We start from the raw sequence: 17,644 nt of genomic DNA on the forward strand, positions 1-17,644 counted from the left end.
TCCTGCAGAAGCATGGCCTGCTGGTTCCCTTGTGAAATTATTTGGCATTGCTGGGACCGTCTTTGGACGGGCCGCTGGCAGCACGGTCGCCACCAGTTCGTTTTTTGCTGCCGGTGAGGCCATGCATGTAGGACAAGTAAAATCCTCCGAGAGCTCCAAGCAGAGCGCCTGCGAGCACAATCCAGCGGGTACCCCACAGATTATCCAGACCCCACCCTATCAAACTCCAGACGATGATTCCGCCAGTTATATAGCTGAATACGGCCATACCATCGTTGTAGCCCGCACCACCGCTACCCACTTCTTGACCGGCCCTTTGGCCGGATCGCTTTGGCTCAGACATCGCCGGTTCTTTCACTGGAGTTGGGGTCGTTGAAGGTTTGAAGGCGCGCCTTGCTGAAGCCATAGAGCTCAGCAGCCTGCCACATAACCACGGTCACAATGGCACCGATCACGAACCACCGCGAGTGCAGCCACTCAGGTCTGCCGATCGCGAAAAGTATTACGGCGAAAGCGACGACCTTTACGAAGTATGTAGCAACGAACAAGCCAATGGCCCCGGAGGGATTATTTCGTCCTACGTAGTGGCCCACCAACAGACTGATGCCGAAGAACACCATCACCAGCAGTCCACCAAGAACCTCCGACAGAGCACCCGCTGGGCCGTCCATGAGGGCGGCCAAGGCAGCAGCAACGAGCAGACCTGCCGATCCCACAATGGTGCTGAGCTTTAGAAGATGCAGCCAAAGCGAGGGCGTGGCACCGGAAGCTTCAAGAGGACCATTGCCCGGCTCAGGCCCGGGCTCGGCGTTTGAAGCCATGGAGATCCCTATCGTCATCTGTAAAAGGGGAAGTGTGCAGCAATGCACTGCACCTGAATTCTACACGAGATAGAACAGGTGCAGGCCATGCCAGCAGTTTTCCACCTAATGGTCACCGCTGACACGCCAAGCCAACTGATGCCGAAGAGACTGACTCGCGCATCGCACGCCAGATGTTCACAGAGGCCAGTCTTCGCAGCCATGCACTCAATGCGCGGACGCCCTACCCTCGCGGAGTGTGGGATTCCCACCTCTTCAAATCACGCAAAAGAACCCGGTTCCAGCTAGCGCTGAAACCGGGTCCTCTTGTACTTCCAACCCTGATCGACTCCTGCTGGCTAGCAGGATCCAATGGCATAAATATTAATGATCGGATTCCACAACGGACTAGTAATTCCGTCGGTCACACCCGGGTTGAGGCACCTCGTGTCGCTGCCAACATTGTAGTCGAGCCGGACAAGCACCTTGCCCGAACCGCAGTGGTTGTAAGCCGACGTCTGACCCGCGATCCAGTAGCTGGTGCCTAGAAAGCCACACGCCGTAGCCGTAGTTGATGCCTGAGCTTCCACGGCACTTCCAGTTCCGGCTGAGGCCTGAGCAGACATAGGCGCCAACGCCACCGAACCCAAGGCCAGTGCCCCGACAGCGGCAATCTTTGCAAATCGTCCCATACTTTTGACTCCCCCAAATATCGATCCCGAGTTGCAGGATCACCGAATGCCCATCGCTTGACATCACTTTTACATCATTTGCAATGGACTTGACTGCACCATGGTTACAGGCTTGTCACAAGTTGTCAAACAATGGGAACGCTGCAGACCCTGTTGGTGAAATGGGGTGCGCGGTGAGGGTTCCGTCAGGATCAGCCCCGTCCAAAGTCCAGCTCGGCAACTTGAAACTTAGAGAGCGGAGTCGTTCTTGGTCCGGCGAATGTAAGGCCACGCCGTCACGACAGCCATGACCAGCGCGGCGGCGATGACGATGATCAGCACCATTTGCCAGGGGAACACGGCAAAGGCGACGCCACCGAAGGCCAGGATGCAGGTCCACACGTACAACATCACGACGGCGGTGCGGTGCGAGTAGCCCAGGTCCACCAGCTTGTGGTGAAGGTGCCCGCGGTCAGCCGACCACGGAGACTGCCCCCGCGCTGTTCTCCGGACAACTGCCATGCCCAGATCCAGGAGGGGAAGGGATAGGACGGCAAACGGCAGCAGGATAGGAACGATCGTGGGGATGCCGTTCGCGCGGTCATACAGGCCGGAACCGATTTGTCCCGTGGCAACGACGCCAGCAGAGGCCATGAGGAGTCCGATGAGCATCGCCCCGGAGTCTCCCATGAAGATCTTCGCCGGGAACCAGTTGTGGGGCAGGAAGCCAATGCAACTGCCCACCAGGATGGCCATCAGGAGGGTTGCGAGGTCCGAGTTGTCGGTGGAGGGGTTGTTCCGGTGGACCCAGTAGGCGGTGAGGAAGAACGCTCCTCCCCCGATGATGGCCACGCCGGCCGCCAGGCCATCCAGCCCGTCAATGAAGTTGACGGCATTCATCGTGGTCACGATCAAACCTGTGGTAAGGACTATCTGGACTACTTCGGAGTCCAGGAAAATGGGTTCGGGAATGAACGGCACTACGGACATCCGAACGCCCCAAATGGCCACGATGAAGGCGGCAGCGCCCTGGCCCAGGAGTTTGATCCACCAGCGGATATCCAGGATGTCGTCGGCGACCCCCACCGCCACAATCACCACGGCACCTGCCAGGATTCCCCAGGGAGCATCGTTGTGCCTGAAGATGTCCTTGACGAAGAAGGAGTTGGACGCCACCACAAGTGCGGCGAAAAAACCCACGAAAATACCCAGGCCGCCAAGCTTCGAGATCAAGGCGGAGTGCATGTCACGGCTTCGGATGGGCTGGTACAAACGAAGCTTGTTTCCGACGACGCGGGCGCCCCATGTTCCCGCGTAGGCCACAACGGCGGCCGTGAGTGCCATCAGCAGATACATGATCATGGGGCGACTCCATGGAGCAGCCCGCTGGACGTTGCGGACACCTTGACCAGGGCACGCGGCCCGGGCGCTGCAGAGAGGGGCAACTCAGGGCAGCTCAGGGTGTGGAATTCTGTCAGTGGATAAATGGAACTACTCCGTCGCCATGCCTGCACCGGCTGTGCCGAATGTTGCGGGATTTCTGTGGACTCTAGTCACGATACTAATGCCAATGGCCGTGACCACCCTGTGACGCAGCCGCAAGGCCGCAGCTTGTTTTGGCTGCGACCTGGCTGTTTGGGTGTTACCGGGCGGGCTCCTGGACGTCGCGCAGAGAGTAGATTCCGTCCAGTACCTCCGCGTTCGAACGCGGAGCCCTCAAGGCGTGCCGCAGGCCCTTGAAAAGCCCGTCCAACAGTACCCTGCGGTTGGACGAAGCAGCGATGGTCCGCGTCCAGTTGCGGAGCGAAGCCCCCGTGAACAGGACTTTTTCCCAAGGGGCCAAAGCGTTCGAGCGGGTGTAAACCCAGAGCTTGTTCCGCACCTCGTAGTAGAAGCGAGGCCCAGGATCTGCTCCTGCGTCGCCGAAGACTTTCGTATGGTGGTTGGCCACGGACGCGTTCGTGGTCAAAGCGATCCCCCGACGGGAAATCCTGGCCGTGTACTCGAGGTCGTCGTTCCAGATGAAGTAATCTGCGATCGGAAGTCCGTGCTGTTTGATCTCTTCGGCACGGATCAGCACCGACACAAAGGAAGCACTCCGGATCTGCGTAGCCCCGATGCGGGCAGCGGCGCTACGGGCGTCGTCGCTTGCGCCCATCCGGGGACGCATTCTGTTCATGGGGTGGTCCCGTCCGTCGCTCCACACAACGCGGCTTGCTATGAATGCCGGGGCTTCCCCGGTCTGCTGCCGGTAGGCATCGGACACCTCGAGGGCTTCGCGCAGAGCGGCCGGCTGCGGTTCCGTGTCGTCATCCATGATCCACACGTGGTCCGCGTTGTGATCCAGAACGGCACGTTCCATACCGACGACGAATCCTCCTGCACCGCCAACGTTGGTGTTCAATGTGACGACGTCGGTTGTCACCGGTCCTTGGTACTGCTTGAGGAATTCGGCGGTTCCGTCGGTGGAAGCGTTGTCGACGACGACGATCGCATCCGGTACCCGGGTACCTGCGCTGATGCCCTCCAAAGTGGTCTGGAGGAGATCACGGCGGTTGAAGGTCACTACCACAGCGACCACGACAGCTTGGGACGTCATTTATTTGCCTCTGGTCTTGGATGGTTGGATACGGCGCCGAATCAGCAGGGCAGCCAGCTTCCACGGTTCAACAAATACCCGGTAGGCAACCCTCCCGGGGTGCAGAACCAGGCGCCAGGCCCATTCCAGCCCCAAGCGACCCAGCCAGCGAGGCGCGAGCTTCTGGACACCCGCCACCTGCTCAATGGCACCCCCGACTGCGCAGTAGACAGCAGGGGGAAGCTGACCCAGCCTGCGATGCAGGACTGTTTCCTGAAGCGGCATCCCGAGTCCCAGCAATACAAGTTGCGGGCGGAACCCCTTCAACCACTCCACGACGGCACTTTCCAAGGACTCATCCCATGCTTCACCGGGCATCCCGTCCACAGTCGCACCTGGGACGATGGATGCCAGCCGGGCAACCGCCTTGCTGTTCGCCTCGCGGCCGGCCCCGACGACGGCGACCCGCTGAAGTCCGGGAATCTTTCCCAACTCAGGAATCCAGTCCATGGAGCCGAGCCTGTAAGCCATGGTCCCCTCGCCAATCGGCTGCAGTTGCCGTTTGTGCGCGAGTCCCCACAACATGGCAACGGGAGCGCCGTCCAAGAGGACGATGGAACCCTCCTCATAGACCGCTCGAACATCAGGGTGCGAATGCACCAAGGTGACGCTGTGGAGATTATGTCCCAATACCGTACTTGTGGTTCCGGCCGCGAGGAGGCTGCCCATGGCATCGAGAAGTTCCTGGACGCGCATCGGAGTGGCGTCCACGTCGAGGACGGGGACGCGTTGGCGTGCTGGAATCATTCCGGCTGGTTTTCGCTTGCAGCCTGGGACTTCGCTGTTGCGGGTGCAGCGTCCTGAGCGGCGTTTTTCACCGAAGCAGGCTCCTCCGATGCTTCGACAGGCGGTTTCTCGCCGGTTTCGTCCGCGGGGGCCGGCTCCTCAGCAACGTCCTCGGTGGTTGGTTCCTGGGGGGCTTCCGGTTCAGCGGCAGCGACAGTCTCACCGATGCCAAGGATCGAGGGCACGATCTCCCGGAGGCGTTCAAGTTCTATGGCCCCCTGCCGCACCACGCGGAAAGGAGTGGATGTTGCATCAACAATCGTGGAAGGCACGGCGTTGGTACCCTTGACGGGCCGGAAGCCGCCTTCAAGGTATACCTCAACGGATTCAGCCAGCTGCAGGCGTGCCTCGGAAGCCGTCTGTGCTGCTTCCTGGCCGGTCCGGTTGGCGGATGAAACCGCCAACGGCCCCGTCATGCTCAATAGATCCAAAGCAAGGTGGTCATCCGGCATGCGAAGGGCTACGGTGCCCTTGGTATCGCCAAGGTCCCAGTCCAGGGACGGCTGCGCGTGCAGGATCAATGTCAACCCGCCGGGCCAGAAAGCCTGTGCCAATGCCCGCGCGTCAGCAGGTACATCAGTTGCCAGCCCGTCCAGGGCATTAACGCGGGGAATCAGCACGGGAGGGGGCATCTGCCGGCTGCGGCCCTTGGAAGCGAGCAACATGGTTACAGCCAAAGGAGAAAAAGCGTCGGCAGCAATGCCATAGACGGTGTCCGTGGGCATGACGATGCACTTCTTTTCGCTGATGGCGCGCTGGGCGTGCTGAAGTCCTTCAGCACGCTGGTCCTCGGAAGTGCAGTTGTAGGTTGTGGTCACAGCGCTATTCTTTCACTCATCAGGCGCGATGCTTGCCAGTACCGCGCTGGTTGCACGTTCTTTGCCGTTCAAGTCAAAGTGTGTGGTGATCTCTTGCCAGCGTCCGGCGCGTTGCAGCATACCGGCGATCCATTGTGCCTGGACTTCGGCGTGCTCCATCACGAAGTAGCCGCCCGGTTTCAGGAGCCGCGCCGCAGAGGCAGCTGCCGCCGTCGGAAGCTCCATACCGTCCGCTCCCCCACCGTACAGGGCTTCGGGAGGATCGTGGAGGGCGACTTCCGGTTCCGAGGGTATCGCCTCGGACGGGATGTATGGGGGGTTGGAGACGACGACGTCGAAGGTACCGTTGTGCTCAGGAAGGGCATCCCGGAGGTCGCCCTGGATCAACGAAACCCCCAAAGGTTCGAGATTTCGGGCCGCCCAGGCGTGCGCAAAGCTGCTGTATTCCACCGCGTGGACCTCAGCGCCGGGAACTTCGTGGGCTATCGAGCCTGCAATGGCACCCGAACCCGTACCGAGATCCACCACCTTCGGGTTTGCCATGCCCGAGACGTGGTCGATGACCAGTTGAACCACCGATTCCGTTTCCGGTCGGGGTATGAACACCCCCGGGCCCACGCGCAACTCCAGGTGACGGAAATACGCGACGCCCGTGATGTGCTGCAACGGAACCCGGGCCGCCCGCTCCAGCACCAAGTCCCCATAGCCATCAGGAGAGGGCGCATCGCCGAGGAGCATGGCACGGAGCCGGCCAAGCCCCACACCCAACAGGTGGTCGGCCAGCAACTCAGCGTCCACGCGTGGGCTGGGAACACCGGCGTCGGACAAAACGGCAGTAGCCTCGCGAACTGCGTCCGCGAGGCTCTGGCCTTGGTAAAACGTCATTAATGGACCCTGGATGCTGAAGTCGTAGGCGCTTGGGCTCGGCTATTCGCCGATGGCGTCCAGGCGTGCCTGCTCGTCTGCTTCAATTGCGGACTGGATGACGGGCTCAAGATCGCCATTCATGACGGCGTCGAGGTTGTAGGCCTTGTAGCCCGTGCGGTGGTCTGCGATGCGGTTTTCCGGGAAATTGTACGTGCGGATGCGCTCCGAACGGTCCATGGTCCGGATTTGCGATTTGCGCTGCTCGGAGTTGGCGGCGTCGATCTGTTCCTGCTGGTGGGCAAGGAGTCGGGCGCGGAGGACGCGCATGCCGGCTTCGCGGTTCTGCAGCTGCGACTTCTCGTTCTGCATGGCGACGACGATGCCCGTGGGCAAGTGGGTAATGCGGACGGCAGAGTCGGTGGTGTTCACGGACTGACCACCCGGGCCCGAGGAACGGTAAACGTCGATCTTGAGGTCGTTCTGGTTGATCTCAAGTTCTTCGGGCTCGTCCACTTCGGGGAGAACCAGCACACCGGCGGCCGAGGTGTGAATACGCCCCTGTGATTCGGTCACGGGAACACGCTGTACGCGGTGCACGCCGCCCTCGAACTTCAAGCGGGCGAAAACGCCCTGTGCGGGATCGTTCGAGTTGCCCTTGATGGCGACAGCAACGTCCTTGTAACCACCGAGGTCGGACTCGGTAGCTGAAATCATTTCTGTCTTCCAGCCACGGGACTCGGCGTAACGCATGTACATGCGCAGAAGGTCGCCAGCGAACAAGGCGGCTTCGTCGCCACCTTCGCCACCCTTCACTTCAAGGATGACGTTGCGGGCATCGTCCGGATCGCGCGGGATCAACAGGCGGCGCAAACGCTCCTGCGCGGCAGGGATCTGTTCCTCCAACTGTTCAACCTCTGCGGCGAACTCCGGATCCTCGTCAGCCATTTCCTTGGCCGCTTCCAGATCGTCATTGAGCCCGCGCCACTTGTTGTACGCCTCCACAATGCCTTGGAGCTGCGCGGAGCGCCGCCCCAACTTCCTGGCAGCAGACTGATCGGCATAAACGGCAGGATCGCTCAGCTGTGCCTGAATAGCAGCATGCTCATCAAGCAATCCCTGTACGGACTCAAACATTTTCAAACCTCTTTCGACTTCTACAAGTCTAATAACTGCATCGTGGGGTCACGTACAGCCCATCTGGCGGGGCCCACATGGGCCATATGACCTCGCGTGGGGTCGGGTCAAGGATTCCGTTTAAACAAAGACCGCTCAAAATATGCCGGCCAGGGAGTGGCTTCGGGCCTGCCGGAGCCGGGCAGCTTCCGATCGCAGATCGGAAGCTGCCCGGCGCAGGGGCGGGGCCGGCATATTTTGAGCGGTTAGAGCACAGCTATTTGTCGTTGTCCGACTTCGCTCCGAGCGTCGTCTTCTGAACCTGCATGAGGAACTCGACGTTGCTCTGGGTCTCCCGGATCTTGTTGGTCAGCAGCTCAAGGCTCTGCTGCTGCTCCAGTCCGGAAAGTACGCGGCGCAGCTTCCACATGATCTTGACCTCCTCAGGCGAGAGCAGGTTCTCTTCGCGGCGCGTGCCGGACGCGTTGACGTCCACAGCCGGGAAGATGCGCTTGTCCGCCAGCTGGCGGGACAGGCGGAGCTCCATGTTGCCAGTGCCCTTGAACTCTTCGAAGATGACTTCATCCATCTTGGAGCCGGTCTCAACAAGAGCCGTTGCCAGGATGGTCAGCGAGCCACCGTTCTCGATGTTGCGGGCCGCACCGAAGAAGCGCTTGGGCGGGTACAGTGCTGCGGAGTCCACGCCACCGGACAGGATACGGCCGGAGGCCGGTGCTGCGAGGTTGTAGGCACGGCCCAGACGGGTCATGGAGTCCAGGAGAACCACCACGTCCATGCCCATCTCCACGAGTCGCTTGGCGCGTTCGATGGAGAGCTCGGCAACCGTGGTGTGGTCGTCGGCGGGACGGTCGAAGGTAGAGGCAATGACCTCACCCTTGACGGTGCGCTGCATGTCCGTAACTTCTTCGGGACGTTCGTCAACCAGCACCATCATGAGGTGGACCTCAGGGTTGTTGGTGGTGATTGCGTTCGCGATGGACTGCAGGATGAGCGTCTTGCCGGCCTTCGGCGGGGAAACGATCAGGCCACGCTGGCCCTTGCCGATCGGAGCCACGAGGTCGATGACACGCGGACCGATCTTCTTGGGGTCCGTTTCCAGGCGCAGGCGCTCTGACGGGTACAGCGGAACGAGCTTTGCGAACTCGACGCGGTCCTTGAGTTCCTCAGGGGTTTTGCCGTTGACGGATGTGACGCGAACGAGCGCGTTGAACTTCTGTCGGGCCGACTGCTGGCTGCGGTCCTCACCGTCACGCGGTGCACGGATGGCACCTACGACGGCGTCACCCTTGCGGAGGTTGTACTTCTTGACCTGTGCCAGGGAGACGTAGACGTCGTTGGCGCCGGGGAGGTAGCCGGACGTACGGATGAACGCGTAGTTCTCCAGAACGTCCAGGATGCCTGCCACGGGAAGCAGGACGTCGTCCTCGGTAACCTCGACGTCGTCAACGTCCGGTCCCTGGGCGCGTCCACGACGACGTTCGTTGCGATCGCGGAAACGGTCGCTGCGGGTGTTGCCGTCACGGCCGTCCTGGCCGCCCCGGCGGTCGCTGCGGTCGTTCTGGTCGTTTCGGTCACGGCGGTTGCGGCGGTTGCGGCGGTTGCCGGTGTCGTCGCCGTCGTTGTTGTCTTCACGGCGGCCACGGTTGTTGTCGCGGCGTTCGCGCTGCTGGTCGCCGGAGTCGGCCTGCTCACGCTGCTCACGCTGTTCCGTGCGGTCGTTACGCTGCTCACGCTGTTCCGTGCGGTCGTTACGCTGCTCACGCTGTTCCGTGCGGTCGTTGCGCTGCTCGGCTGCCGGCGCTTCCGCTGCTTCAGCCGGAGCTGCGGCAGCTTCGCCGCGGCGACGGTTGCGGGTACGGGGCTGACGACGTTCGGAGCCCGCCTCGGTTGCTTCGGCCGCGGCCGGCGTTTCGACGGCGGGTGCTGCTTCAGGCTCGGAGGCGGTGGCAGTGGTGGTCGCGGCTGCCTCCGCAGCTGCAACAACGCCATCACTGGTGGCGCGGCGGCTGCGTCCACGTCCACGCCCACGGGGAGCTTCCTGGGCCGGAGCCTCGGCAGCTGCCTCAACGGGCGCACTCTTTTCCGTGGCCTTGGCTTCTGCAACCGGGGCTTCCTTGGCCACGGCGGGAGCCTTGGCCGACGTGGCCTTGGCTGGAGCCTTGGTAGTGGAGGTGCCCGCACGGTGGGCAGAGATGGCCGTAACCAAGTCCCCCTTGCGCATGCGGGATCCCCCCGAAATACCCAGCTGGCTCGCAAGAGCCTGAAGCTGGGCGAGCTTGAGGCCTGCAAGGCCGCTGCTCTTGGTTGCTGCCGTTGACGACTCAGCAGCAGAAGATGTTGTGTCCACAGCTGAAGCCAGCTCAGTGGTTTCTGTCACGAAGGATCCTTCCCCCTCGACGGCGTCCAGAGCGAGAGCTGGACGCGATGATTTGTTCTGGGCTGCAGTTCAGATCTGCAGCCGGTGATTTTGGCCGTGCCTGATGGATTGTGGCCAACAGGGCCGGATACTGATCGCCTTCACTGGATCCGGTTACCCGGACAGCCAGCCTGAAATTCAGGAAACAGAGAGTTCTGCGGCACCTGATGCAGGCCGGAAAGAGACGACACCACCAACGTTGGCACAGTTGACGAAAGGTACGGCGAAACACCGAAGTCCAAAATCAGGGAACTGCCCGCGGCTTTACCGGCGGTGCACTTCCACTCTAGCACCTTGAACGTCAACAGCCAGCGTCATCACACGCCAACCAACGTCGGGTGTGTTGGCTGCAGTAAACGAATTGATGAATTGGACCGCTGCTGCGGCTTCGTCGGAACCATTGGCAAGGATCATCACGGTTGGTCCGGCGCCGGAAACAACGGCTGCGTGCCCTGCTGCCCGCAAAGCTGCAATGAGTTCGGCGCTGGGCCGCATGGCTTGGGCACGATAGCTCTGGTGAAGGTAGTCTTCCGTACCCGGCAACAGCAGTCCGGGATCTGCCGTGAGGGCGTGGATCAGCAATGCGGCGCGTCCGGAGTTCATCGCAGCTGCGTGGTGGCCGACCGATGCCGGGAGCAGTCCACGCGCCGTCTCGGTGGACAGCTCGTAATCCGGTACAGCCACTACCGGAGTAACAGCGGGTGCCACCTCCGCACGGGTACTGCTGTACTGCTCGCTGTCCTGCCACGACAGCGCCAGTCCGCCGAAAATCGCCGGTGCGACGTTGTCCGGGTGGCCTTCCATCTCGCTTGTCAGCTGCAGGATCCACTGAGTGTCGCGCTGGGCCTCCTGCGGTACCAACGCGTTCGCAGCCGTCACCGCAGCGACCACTGCCGAGGCAGAGGAACCCAAACCCCGCCCATGGGGGTTGACGTTGTCCGCGGTGATCCGCAAGCCGGTGTGCTGGAAACCCAGACGCTCCAGTGCAAGATCGATGGCGCGCACCACGAGGTGGGTGGCATCGCGGGGAAGGGTGTCGGCGCCCTCACCGGAGAGCTCGAACTCAAGCTCTCCGGTGGTGAGGGTCTCCACCGTCAAAGTGTCGTAGATGGAGAGGGCCAGGCCCAGGCTGTCGTAGCCCGGGCCCAGGTTGGCGCTCGTACCAGGGACCTTGACGGTCAGCCGTTGGCCTGCCGCGACGATTACCCGATCGGTCGCGGTGGGCTGTTTTGATTCCACTCTTAGTTTTCTTCCAGTCCCAGTTCTGCTGCAACGGTGACGACGTCGTTCGGCACCTTGACCGGCTGGACTTCACTGCCGTCTTCGGTCCGGAGAGCCCACTGGGGATCTTTGAGTCCGTGCCCGGTGACAGTGATGACGATGGTCTTGCCCGACGGTACCTGGCCTGCCGCGTGCTTCTTGATCAAGCCGGCGACGCCGGCAGCCGAGCCGGGCTCGACGAAGACGCCTTCCTTGGAAGACAACCAGCGGTGGGCGTCCAGGATCTCGTCATCGGTGACGGCTTCAATAAGACCGCCTGATTCGTCGCGTGCGGCCACGGCCGTCTCCCACGAAGCGGGGTTGCCGATGCGGATGGCAGTTGCGATCGTGTCAGGCTCTGTGATGGGGTGGCCGGCAACGAAGGGGGCTGCGCCGGCGGCCTGGAAGCCCCACATGGTGGGAGTCTTGGTGGAAACGGCCGGAAGGGTCCCGTTGGAGGTCTCGAACGGCGCGGCGTACTCCTTGTAGCCCTTCCAGTACGCGCTGATGTTTCCTGCGTTGCCGACGGGAAGAACGTGGATGTCCGGGGCGTCGCCCAAAGAATCCACAACTTCGAAGGCACCGGTCTTCTGGCCCTGGATGCGGGCGGGATTGACCGAGTTCACCAGGAAGACGGGGTAGGACTCACCGAGTTTGCGGGCGATGTCGAGGCAGTTGTCGAAGTTGCCATCGACCTGCAGCAACGTGGCACCGTGGGCGATGGCCTGGCTCAGCTTGCCCATGGAAATCTTGCCTTCAGGAACAAGCACCGCACACTTCAGACCCGCGGCCGTGGCGTAGGCAGCGGCCGATGCGGAGGTGTTTCCCGTGGAGGCGCAAACTACGGCTTTGGCGCCGGCCTCGACAGCAGCCGTCATGGCCATGGTCATGCCGCGGTCCTTGAAGGAGCCCGTCGGGTTCATGCCTTCGACTTTGAGGTAGACCTCTGAACCGGTCAGCTCCGACAGTTTTTGCGCGTGAACCAGCGGAGTGCCGCCCTCGCCGAGGGTGATGACCTTCGTGGCTTCCGTTACGGGCAAACGATCAGCATACTCGCGGATTACTCCGCGCCATTGGTGAGCCACTTAGACCCCTTCTACCCGCAGTACGGATGTGACGGAATTGATGACGTCGAGGCCCTTGACGGCCGCAACGGTTGCTGCGAGTGCAGCTTCGGATGCACGGTGCGTCACGATCTTCAGCTCGGCCGACTCAACATTCGAGGCAGAGTCGCGGTGGATCGTTTGACGCATGATTTCGATGGAAACGCCGTTTTCCGCAAAGATATGGGCAATCCGGGCAAGCACGCCTGCCTGGTCAGCGACATCCAAGCCGATGTAGTAGCTCGTATCGGAGGCGTCAATGGTGAGCGCCGGAACGTGGCCGGTGGTGGTCTCGGTACGGCCGGGACCGCCCAGAACCAGGCGGCGGGCGGCGGAAACGAGATCGCCGAGCACAGCGGATGCTGTTGGTGTTCCCCCGGCGCCCTGGCCATAGAACATCAGTTCGCCGGCGTTTTCGGCCTCGATGAACACTGCGTTGAAGGCTCCACGGACAGCCGCCAGCGGATGCTCACGCGGGAGCAGCGTGGGGTGGACCCGCACCGAGATGCCACTGCCGTGGTCCGAAGAGTCGATCTTCTCGGCGATCGCGAGAAGCTTGATGACGAAGCCGGCTTCTTTGGCCGAGGCGATGTCTTCGGCGCTGACCTTGGTGATGCCTTCGCAGTAGACATCGTCCAGGGAGAAGCGTGTGTGGAACGAAAGCGATGCAAGGATGGCAGCCTTCGCTGCGGCATCATGCCCTTCAACGTCCGCTGTCGGGTCCGCTTCGGCGTAGCCCAGTCGCTGGGCTTCGGCGAGGGCGTCAGCGAACTGCGCACCGGTGCTGTCCATCTGGTCGAGGATGAAGTTGGTGGTGCCGTTGACGATGCCCAGCACGCGGGTGATCCGGTCCCCGGACAGGCTGTCGCGGATGGGACGAAGGATGGGGATGGCGCCGGCGACGGCGGCCTCGTAGGACAGCTGCACTCCGGCTTTATCGGCCTCTTCGTAGAGGGTGGGTCCGTCCTGTGCAAGCAGGGCCTTGTTGCCGGTGACCACGCAGGCGCCGTTCTGGATCGCGGTGAGGATCAACGAACGGGCAGGCTCGATTCCGCCCATGAGTTCGATGACCAGGTCGGCGTCCTTGACCAGAGTGTCGGCGTCAGTGGTGAACAACTCGCGCGGCAGTTCGACGTCGCGCGGGGAATCGATGGTGCGGACAGCGATACCGGACAGTTCCAGGCGTGCACCGCTGCGGGCGGCAAGTGCCTCGGCGTCGTCAATCAGAATCCGCGCGACCTGGGCCCCAACGTTGCCACAGCCCAGCAGGGCCACTTTCAAGGTTCGCACTTCAGACATTCGCCACTCCCATGTCGCGGTTCAAGAGATCTTCTTCGGTTTCGCCGCGGACGATCAACCTGGCGGCTCCGTCGCGTACAGCGACAACGCCAGGCCGGGCCAGGTAGTTGTAGTTGCTGGAGAGGGCCCAGCAGTAGGCGCCGGTACCCGGTACTGCGAGCAAATCACCGGCTGCCACGTCCGCGGGCAGATATACATCTCTAACAACTATGTCGCCGCTCTCGCAATGTTTGCCCACTACTCGGGACAGCTGCGGAGCCGCGGTGGAATCACGGGAGGCCAAAATCGCCGAATAATCCGCGTCGTACAGCACCGGACGGGCGTTATCGCTCATTCCACCGTCCACCGACACATAGCGGCGCGGATACGTAACGTTCTCCTGCCCTGCGTCAACGCCGGGAGCATCCACGCGGACCGTTTTGAGGGTGCCTACTTCGTAGAGGGTAAACGTGGTGCTGCCCACGATCGCCCGTCCCGGTTCAATTGAGATGCGGGGCGAGGTTATCCCCAGTTCGGCGCAGGTGGAACGCACGACGGCGGCCATCGCCTGCGCGATCTCGGCCGGCGGACGCGGAGTGTCCACCGGGGTGTAAGCGATTCCATAGCCACCGCCGAGGTCAAGTTCAGGCAGGACGATGGAGTACTTGCTCTGCATCGCGGCAAGGAACCGCAGAAGCTTTTCTCCTGCCACGGCAAAACCGTCAGGCTCGAAGATTTGCGAGCCGATGTGGCAATGCAGGCCCAGGAGCTCAATTCCCGGATAGGACGTCGCAGCTGCCACCGCTTCCTCGGCAGCGGACAGGCCGGCTTCCTCAGTGGAGTCTTCGGCCATGGAGAGGCCGAATTTCTGGTCCTCGTGGGCCGTTGCAATGAATTCATGCGTATGGGCATGCACACCAGGAGTAAGGCGCAGCATGACTTTGGCGGTTTCGCCGCGGCTGGAGGCGATCTTGGCTACGCGTTCCAGCTCGTCGAGGCTGTCCACCACGATCCTGCCAACGTGCATGTCCAGCGCGCGGTTGATCTCCGCGTCCGACTTGTTGTTGCCGTGCAGGCCGAGATTCCGTCCCTCGATCCCGGCGCGGGCAGCAACGGCGAGCTCACCGCCGGAGCAGGTGTCCAGTCGAAGGCCTTCCTCTGCCACCCAGCTGGCTACTGCCGTGCACAGGAACGATTTGCCGGCGTAGTAGACATCCACTCCCCCACAGATGTCTGCGAATGCAGCATCGAAAGCGTCTTTGAAGGCCCGGGCCCGTGAACGGAAATCCGACTCGCTCATGACGAAGAGCGGAGTCCCGAACTGTTCCTTGAGTTCCTTGACCGAAACACCGTCGATGGCGACTTCACCGGCGCCATTCTTCGCCACCCCGGCCGCCCACATGGACGGCTGAAGGGCGTTGAGGTCTTCCGGGAGGGCCAACCATTCCGGTGCAAGAGAAGAAGCGTTGCTGAATTCTGTGGTCATTTCGCTACATCCGTTCCGGCGCCGAAACACCGAGCAGTTCGAGTCCGTTGGCAAGTACCTGGCTGGTAGCGTCGTTCAACCACAAGCGTGTCCGGTTCACGTCCTGGACAGGCTCGTCGCCCTGCGGCGACACACGGCACGCGTCGTACCAGCGGTGGTAGGCGCCGGCGATGACCTCGAGGTGGCGGGCCACCCTGTGGGGCTCACGGAGCTCGGCGGCCTTGGCCACGATCGACGGGTAGCTGCCCAGGTAAGAGAGCAGTTCGTTCTCGGTTGCGTGGTCCAGGAGCGAGGCATCGAACACGGAACGGTCCACACCGGCCTCGATCGCGTTGCGGGCAGTGCCACGTGAGCGGGCATGCGCGTACTGCACATAGAACACGGGGTTCTCGTTGGAGTTCTTCTTAAGCAGTTCCGGATCCAAGGTCAGCGGAGAGTCGGCCGGGAAGCGTGCCAGGGAGTAACGCACCGCATCCTTGCCAAGCCAGGAAATGAGGTCCTTGAGCTCGATGATGTTGCCGGCGCGCTTGGACAGCTTGGCACCGTTCACGGAGACGAGCTGTCCAATGAGGACCTCGATATTGACCTCGGGGTCGTCGCCTGCGCAGGCCGCAATCGCCTTCAGCCGGTTGATGTATCCGTGGTGGTCGGCGCCGAGGAGATAGATCTTTTCGGTAAATCCGCGGTCCTTTTTGGACAGGTAGTAGGCAGCGTCGGCGGCGAAGTAGGTCGGTTCGCCATTGGCACGGATCATGACGCGGTCTTTGTCGTCACCAAAGTCGGTGGTGCGCAGCCAGACGGCGCCTCCGTCGTCGTAGACATGCCCCTGCTCGCGAAGGCGCGCAACGGCGGACTCGATCGCTCCGGCGTCGTGCAGTTCCTTTTCGGAGAAGAAGACATCAAACTCCACGCCGAACTCAGCCAAGGTGGTTTTGATATCCGCCATCTGGGCCTCGTAAGCAGCAGCCCGAATGACCGGCAGGGCGGCTTCATCCGTCAGTTCGCGAATGTCCGGGTGTGCCTTCAGGACCTCGTCGCCAAGCTCGCGGATGTACTCGCCCGGGTATCCGCCCTCGGGAACACCCCTGCCATGAAGGCGGGAAAGCACGGAGTTGGCGAAGACGTTCATCTGCGAACCGGCGTCATTGATGTAGTACTCGGCCGTGACGTCAGCACCTGATGCACGCAGGACACGGGCAATGGCGTCACCTAGCGCCGCCCAGCGGGTGTGGCCAATGTGCAGCGGACCCGTGGGGTTTGCGGAGACGAACTCCATGTTGACGACGCGGCCCGCGAGCGCCTGGTTGGTGCCGTAGGCGGATCCGGCCTCAACGATTGTCTTGGCAAGGGTTCCGGCCGTAGCGGCATCCACGGTGATGTTCAGGAAGCCCGGTCCGGCGATTTCCACGCCGGCGACGCCGGGGATGCCCTGGAGATGGTTGCTCAGGATGCCTGCAAATTCGCGGGGATTCATCCCGGCCTGCTTGGACAGCTGCAGGGCGATGTTGGTGGCCCAATCACCATGGTCCCGGTTCTTGGGTCGCTCCACGCGTACGGCGTCGGGCACAGCAGATTCCGTCAGGGCGATTTCGCCAGTGGAGACAGCGACCTTAAGGCAGGCGGATATGGCAGCAGAGAGTTCATCGGGAGTCACGGATCTAGCCTACCGGTGGCCCGCAAAGACGCGGAATTGGTGGGCCCGTATGTGGACAATCCGGACACAGCCGGCGCACAGGGACCGCAGGCAGCCGCCACAGACTGAACCATTACGCTGATTTCAACGTTGTGAAGAACATGGACGCCGGCCGCGCCCCTCATCCGGGGCCTGCCAGTGCCATGACCACGAGCCCCACGACGACATACTTCCGGTTGAACTTGTCCAGTTGAAACGAGCAGAATCATGACTACGCCACTCCGCAAGAGCATCTATGTTGGCATTGCCGGCCTCTCCATCGCGGGAACAGCCGCTGGATGCGCGCCCAGCACCCAAGCGCCTGCCACCCAAGCGCCGGCCACCCAGGAGGGCGGCCAGGCCTCGACAGGCAGCCCTTCGCCCACAGGCTCGTCCGCCATCGCTACCACCGGAGCTACCACCTACAAGGACGGTACCTACAGTGCGGATGGAACCTACACGTCACCGAATGGGCAGGAAACAGTGGGCGTGGAACTGACACTGGCCGCCGATAAGGTCTCAGCGGTGAACATCACAGTCCACCCCTCCAACCCCAACACCAAGAAATTCCAAGGTGAGTTTGCCAGTGGCATCGCGGCACAGATTGTAGGGAAGGACGTGGACGAACTGAAGGTGTCCAAGGTGGCCGGTTCTTCCCTCACGTCCGGGGGGTTCAATGATGCCCTCGAGCAGATCAAGTCGCAGGCCAAGTAGC

At 62.0% G+C, this 17,644-nt stretch carries 16 protein-coding genes; 1 reads left to right on the forward strand and 15 read right to left on the reverse strand.

Annotated features, from left to right (window positions below; genetic code table 11):
- Positions 1-37: 37 nt before the first annotated feature.
- The 15 genes from ACNAOU_RS14330 to argS all read right to left on the reverse strand — a co-directional run bounded on the left by ACNAOU_RS14330 (position 38) and on the right by argS (position 16,911).
- A complete protein-coding gene (locus tag ACNAOU_RS14330) occupies positions 38-343 on the reverse strand; it encodes a hypothetical protein (protein WP_079580533.1) in 306 nt (101 codons plus the stop codon).
- The gene (locus ACNAOU_RS14335) at positions 336-821 is read right to left on the reverse strand and encodes a hypothetical protein (protein WP_422757116.1); all 486 of its coding nucleotides are present in this window, start codon (positions 819-821) and stop codon (positions 336-338) included. The genes ACNAOU_RS14330 and ACNAOU_RS14335 overlap by 8 nt, the downstream gene beginning before the upstream one ends.
- 338 nt (positions 822-1,159) lie before the next feature.
- The gene (locus tag ACNAOU_RS14340; RefSeq protein WP_220034246.1) at positions 1,160-1,492 is read right to left on the reverse strand and encodes a DUF6355 family natural product biosynthesis protein; all 333 of its coding nucleotides are present in this window, start codon (positions 1,490-1,492) and stop codon (positions 1,160-1,162) included.
- A 228-nt stretch (positions 1,493-1,720) separates the two neighbouring features.
- Positions 1,721-2,833, reverse strand: coding sequence for an MraY family glycosyltransferase (locus ACNAOU_RS14345; RefSeq protein ID WP_422757117.1), 1,113 nt, complete (start codon positions 2,831-2,833; stop codon positions 1,721-1,723).
- 280 nt (positions 2,834-3,113) lie between these two features.
- Entirely contained in the window at positions 3,114-4,070 is a 957-nt protein-coding gene (locus ACNAOU_RS14350) for a glycosyltransferase (RefSeq protein ID WP_039242049.1), read from the reverse strand.
- Entirely contained in the window at positions 4,071-4,856 is a 786-nt protein-coding gene (locus tag ACNAOU_RS14355; protein WP_039242051.1) for a WecB/TagA/CpsF family glycosyltransferase, read from the reverse strand.
- Positions 4,853-5,713 carry an L-threonylcarbamoyladenylate synthase gene (locus ACNAOU_RS14360; RefSeq protein ID WP_018776351.1) on the reverse strand — a complete coding sequence of 287 codons (861 nt, stop codon included), beginning with the start codon at positions 5,711-5,713 and terminating at the stop codon, positions 4,853-4,855. Before ACNAOU_RS14360 ends, ACNAOU_RS14355 begins: the two co-directional genes overlap by 4 nt.
- A gap of 12 nt (positions 5,714-5,725) precedes the next feature.
- On the reverse strand, positions 5,726-6,598 hold the full coding sequence (gene prmC / locus ACNAOU_RS14365) for a peptide chain release factor N(5)-glutamine methyltransferase (protein ID WP_018776352.1): 873 nt from the start codon (positions 6,596-6,598) through the stop codon (positions 5,726-5,728).
- Positions 6,599-6,640: 42 nt separating this feature from the next.
- Positions 6,641-7,714, reverse strand: a complete 1,074-nt coding sequence (prfA, locus tag ACNAOU_RS14370; RefSeq protein WP_018776353.1) for a peptide chain release factor 1 — start codon at positions 7,712-7,714, stop codon at positions 6,641-6,643.
- 256 nt (positions 7,715-7,970) lie between these two features.
- A complete protein-coding gene (gene rho, locus ACNAOU_RS14375) occupies positions 7,971-10,091 on the reverse strand; it encodes a transcription termination factor Rho (protein ID WP_193589747.1) in 2,121 nt (706 codons plus the stop codon).
- Between the two features lie 303 nt (positions 10,092-10,394).
- Positions 10,395-11,369: a homoserine kinase gene (gene thrB / locus ACNAOU_RS14380; RefSeq protein WP_018776355.1), complete on the reverse strand. Its 975-nt coding sequence runs from the start codon at positions 11,367-11,369 to the stop codon at positions 10,395-10,397.
- Between the two features lie 2 nt (positions 11,370-11,371).
- Complete coding sequence (gene thrC, locus ACNAOU_RS14385; RefSeq protein WP_018776356.1) at positions 11,372-12,475, reverse strand: threonine synthase; 1,104 nt, start codon at positions 12,473-12,475, stop codon at positions 11,372-11,374.
- On the reverse strand, positions 12,476-13,792 hold the full coding sequence (locus tag ACNAOU_RS14390; RefSeq protein WP_039242059.1) for a homoserine dehydrogenase: 1,317 nt from the start codon (positions 13,790-13,792) through the stop codon (positions 12,476-12,478).
- Entirely contained in the window at positions 13,785-15,257 is a 1,473-nt protein-coding gene (gene lysA, locus ACNAOU_RS14395; RefSeq protein WP_422757118.1) for a diaminopimelate decarboxylase, read from the reverse strand. The genes ACNAOU_RS14390 and lysA overlap by 8 nt, the downstream gene beginning before the upstream one ends.
- Before the next feature lie 4 nt (positions 15,258-15,261).
- On the reverse strand, positions 15,262-16,911 hold the full coding sequence (gene argS, locus ACNAOU_RS14400) for an arginine--tRNA ligase (protein WP_306877036.1): 1,650 nt from the start codon (positions 16,909-16,911) through the stop codon (positions 15,262-15,264).
- Positions 16,912-17,157: 246 nt separating this feature from the next.
- Between argS and ACNAOU_RS14405 the strand changes: the two genes are divergently transcribed.
- Positions 17,158-17,643 (forward strand): FMN-binding protein, encoded by a 486-nt coding sequence (locus ACNAOU_RS14405; protein ID WP_039242062.1) that lies wholly within the window; start codon positions 17,158-17,160, stop codon positions 17,641-17,643.
- The last annotated feature ends 1 nt before the right edge of the window (position 17,644 follow it).

The sequence above is a fragment of the Paenarthrobacter sp. C1 genome (assembly GCF_049315185.1).
In the GTDB taxonomy this organism is placed as follows: Bacteria; Actinomycetota; Actinomycetes; order Actinomycetales; family Micrococcaceae; genus Arthrobacter; species Arthrobacter nicotinovorans.